Raw genomic sequence first — 3,293 nt, 5'->3', positions numbered from 1 at the left:
TAAGGCGCTTAATATGATGCTGAACAGTGCCTTGTTTAAAGATATTCCCTGCCATCTGGTTTATGTTGGCGAAGAGCGACTTGGTGAAAGTTTGTTATTAGAGGCGTCAGGCTTGCTGAGCAAAGCAGATATAGTACATACCACCGTCTGTTTGCAGGGGCGTGGTGAAGACGTGCTGTGTCAGTATCAAGTCGATAATGACATCGATATGACCGTGATGGGTGCCTATAGTCATCACCCCTTACGGGGCATGTTATTAGGCAGCTTTACTGCCAAGATGTTGCAAAAAAATCGTCAGCCACTTTTGCTGTTGCGCTAAGTAAAACAACAAACTCACCGCAAGCGTCTTGCGGTGAGTTTGTTGTACATCCGCGCTATTGCTAGCCGCGGTGCTCCCTTCTATTTAGACCCAATTAGCTACTGAATCCAGCCCGGCTTACGTTTCTCCAAAAACGCTGTTAGTCCCTCCCGTCCCTCGTCGGAACCACGAGTTTGGGCAATACGCTGGCTGGTGTCGGCAATCATCTCGGCATTGATTTCACCGTCGGCAACGTCCAGTACCAGACGTTTCGCTTCTGCCACTGCCTGCGGGCCATTGCGGAGCAAGCCTTTTATAATACCTGCGATCGTGTTGTCCAATTCTTCATTATTGACGAGTTCGGAAACGAGGCCTAATTCACGGGCGGTCTCCGCGCTAATGAGTTCCGCTGTGGTGAAGTAACGACGCGAAGCCCGTTGGCCAATCGCCCTTACCACATAGGGACCAATGGTGGCGGGTATCAAGCCCACTTTAACTTCACTTAGACAGAATGCCGCATCTGGTGACGCTACCGCGATATCGCAGCAGGCAACTAAGCCCACACCACCGCCGTATGCGGCGCCTTGCACCCTGGCAATTGTGGGTTTAGGTAAATAGTTTAAGGTGCGCAGCATGTCGGCGAGGGCGTTGGCGTCACGCAAATTCTCCTCGTAATTATAGCCAGCCATACGGCGCATCCAGTTAAGATCGCCGCCCGCGCAAAAGCTTTTCCCGCTTGCCGCCAGCACAACAATTCGCACGGCGGGGTCTTCGCCGGCCATTTTAAATGCGGCGGTTAACGCGGCAATGATGGTATCGTCAAAGGCGTTGTGGATATCGGGTCGATTAAGGGTGATTGTGGCAACACCGCTGTCGTTTAATTGGTATTGAATTGACTGGTTTTCCATGTGGGGACGTTCCTTATTCATAAGCGCTTACCGGCTTAATTTCTTGTTGGTAATAGGTTTCGGCTAATTTCGGTGTTTTCGCTAATGATCTCAAAGGCGACTTCATAAAAAGCGTTGATCAGATTTGAAAACGATAGCTGGTGGGGGTAGATCATATAGACCTCTAGGCTCTCAAGGTCCCACTCCGGCAATACCGGTACGATTGTACCGCGCTGCAATTCTTCAGAACAAATTATGTCGCGAGGCATCGCGCCGACACCGAGTCCCTGCAAGATATATTGTTTACTAACTTGAAAATTATTAGCTTGGGCGCGGACAAATGGTGAAAAGGCGTGCCGCTCGGTACCTTTGTTAAAGACTAGCTTACGGCTGCCGCTGTAGAACCCACAGTCAATAAACGGTAGGGCCTCAATGTCCTTCGGAGCCTCTAGGGGAGCGCTTAGGGTACTAATGTACTCGGGTGAGGCGCACAGAAAGCAGTCTAAGGTAAATAGCTTTCTGGCGATCAGGGTCGAGTCTTGCAGTGGGCCAATACCAAAAACAAGGTCGAAACCATCTTTCACGGGATGGACCACATTGTCGACAAGGCGCATTTCCAATTGCGCCTTAGGATAGCGTTGTAAAAAAGTTGCACCCACTCGGGAGGCAAAATCGATACCGACAAATAGGGGAATGGCTGCCCTAAGAACGCCTTGGGGTTCCTGTTTGCTGCCTTCAACTAGGGCCTGGATGTGATTGGCCTCGCTGGCGATATTGAGGCTGTGTTTTACGATCTTCTCCCCTAGATCAGTAACGGTGATTTGGTGAGTGTTCTTGCGTAGCAGCTTAAGCCCCAAATCCTCTTCTAGTTTACTGATTTTGCGGCTCACTGTGGATTTGGGCATACCTAAAAGCGCCGCCGCGCGTGTAAGGCTGCGACATTCAACGACCTTTGCGAAGATCAAGAGTGCGTCGATATCGAAGGGCAGTTTGTGATCCATGAGATATATCGTTCCATATTTGCAACACCATTTTCAGATGGTGGCGCTATTGCCCCGCCTTCGTCAAGTGTAAGGTTTAGATAAGCGAAGCTACAGCAACCACTGCCAATAATAAGGAAAAGCCATGAGCCAAGAACCATTGGTCACTAAACCCGCTAGCGGGCATTGGAGTGATGATTACCCCGAGTTGGGGCGGGGGCCAGTGTCCTTTGAGGATTGCGTGTCAGAGGAATTTTACGAAAAGGAGCGCGAGCATGTGTTTAAGAAAAGTTGGCTCTACGTTGGTCGCATAGAGCAACTGCCGGAGAAGGGGAGCTATTTCACCCGCGAGTTTGCCTTTGCAGAAACCTCTGTTTTATTGGTGCGGGGTAAAGATGATGTAGTTCGTGCTTTTCATAATATCTGCCCGCATCGTGGTAATAAATTGGTATGGAAGGATGACCCTTTTCAAGAAACTGAGGGGCGGGCGCCAGTGTTGTTCTGCCGTTTTCACGGCTGGCGCTATAACCTGGATGGCAGCCTGATCGCGCCAACGCGAAAAGACTTATTACTGGATTTTGAAGCTGATCAGTGCCAAGTACCAAAAATTCAGTGCGAGGTGTGGGAAGGCTTTATTTTTATTAATCTCAACCCCAAGAATACCGAAACAGTGCGGGACTTTCTCGGCGAGTTGGCGCACGGCATAGAAGGTTACCCGTTTGCCGGCCCTCATCAAGTGTATAAGTTTAAGGCGGAGTTGCAGTGCAACTGGAAAATATTTATGGATGGCTTTGCCGAAAGCTATCACGGCCCGTATTTGCACGCGGCGTCATTCGGCAATTTGAGCGCTGCGGCAAAAACCGCTTTGGAATCACCCAATCCCTTTACCGATGCATTGGCCTACCAGCTTAAGGGCAAGCACCGCATGTTCTCTTTTGCGGGGGAGCCGTCGAAAAAATCCGATTATTCAAAACCCATTGAATGCGTTATGGAGGCGGGCGCCACTGGACCGTGGAATAAGCGGAATAATCTCGGTCCGATGCCGGCGGGCCTGAACCCGACACGTTCACCTAGTTACGGTTTTGATTCGTTTCAGTTTTTTCCCAATTTTGTCATTATTTTTGGTGC

At 50.0% G+C, this 3,293-nt stretch carries 4 protein-coding genes; 2 read left to right on the top strand and 2 right to left on the bottom strand.

Translation table 11 applies throughout. The features are described 5' to 3' along the window. On the top strand, positions 1–319 hold a 319-nt coding region (locus tag ABYT30_RS17505; protein WP_373097763.1), incomplete at its 5' end, for a universal stress protein. A 98-nt stretch (positions 320–417) separates the two neighbouring features. Here ABYT30_RS17505 and ABYT30_RS17500 read toward each other — a convergent pair. Together ABYT30_RS17500 and ABYT30_RS17495 are read right to left on the bottom strand one after the other, a co-directional pair. Continuing rightward, a complete protein-coding gene (locus tag ABYT30_RS17500; RefSeq protein ID WP_373097761.1) occupies positions 418–1,227 on the bottom strand; it encodes an enoyl-CoA hydratase/isomerase family protein in 810 nt (269 codons plus the stop codon). Between the two features lie 14 nt (positions 1,228–1,241). Further along, entirely contained in the window at positions 1,242–2,186 is a 945-nt protein-coding gene (locus ABYT30_RS17495) for a LysR family transcriptional regulator (RefSeq protein ID WP_373082329.1), read from the bottom strand. Positions 2,187–2,310: 124 nt separating this feature from the next. Between ABYT30_RS17495 and ABYT30_RS17490 the strand changes: the two genes are divergently transcribed. Next, positions 2,311–3,293: Rieske 2Fe-2S domain-containing protein (locus ABYT30_RS17490; protein ID WP_373097759.1), on the top strand; the 983-nt coding region annotated here is incomplete at its 3' end.

This window comes from Zhongshania sp. (assembly GCF_041623545.1).
In the GTDB taxonomy this organism is placed as follows: domain Bacteria; phylum Pseudomonadota; class Gammaproteobacteria; order Pseudomonadales; family Spongiibacteraceae; genus Spongiibacter.
Note: the sequence above shows the minus strand (reverse complement) of the source record. Positions and strands in the feature narration are given on the sequence as shown.